The following is a 542-nucleotide window of genomic DNA, read 5'->3' on the forward strand; positions in this document are numbered from 1 at the left end:
ACTTGCGGGTTTTGCCCTTCGCCGCTTTCCCCATCTGTTCCGTCGGCTTTGGAGCCTTCCATAGAAGGCTCTATGTGTTTGGTGATGTGCGTATCTCTCCCGTATTTGGTCCTCAGCTTTTCCTCCAGATCTTCCGATATATCATGCGCTTCAACGATGGAAAAATCGCGAGAGACGACCACATGCACATCTGAAGGTGCGGGCTACCCAAGTGAAGGCGCCTCTTCCAAAATTGCGGCCCACTCCTTAATGAAAACGCTCGAGGCTGAAGCCCATTCTTCGTAACGGCGGCAACATTCTTCAATATCTTTTTTCACCTGCTCGGTCAGAGCTTGAGGCGAAGGGAAGGCTTTTACGTCGCGGAGACGCTTGATCAGAAAGACTGCCACATCGTGCCCGTAAAGTTCTCCCTCGAGGTCGGGACGGTGGATCTCCACGCTCATGTTTTTATCCTCCTTTTCGAAGGTGGGGTTTAAGCCTATATTCAAGGCTCCCGCCCACCATCTTCGATTGACCCGAGCAGCGGCGCAATAGACGCCCCT

General features: G+C 52.8%; 2 protein-coding genes. Both read right to left on the bottom strand.

Annotated elements, in window-relative coordinates:
- Window positions 1–182 (bottom strand): cation transporter dimerization domain-containing protein (locus EZM41_RS01270; protein WP_342449192.1); only part of this gene is annotated, 182 nt, incomplete at its 3' end.
- A 21-nt stretch (window positions 183–203) separates the two neighbouring features.
- The coding region (locus tag EZM41_RS01275) for a riboflavin kinase (RefSeq protein ID WP_198468624.1) at window positions 204–542 on the bottom strand (339 nt) is incomplete at its 5' end.

It is taken from the genome of Acetomicrobium sp. S15 = DSM 107314, assembly GCF_016125955.1.
GTDB classification, from domain to species: domain Bacteria; phylum Synergistota; class Synergistia; order Synergistales; family Thermosynergistaceae; genus Thermosynergistes; species Thermosynergistes pyruvativorans.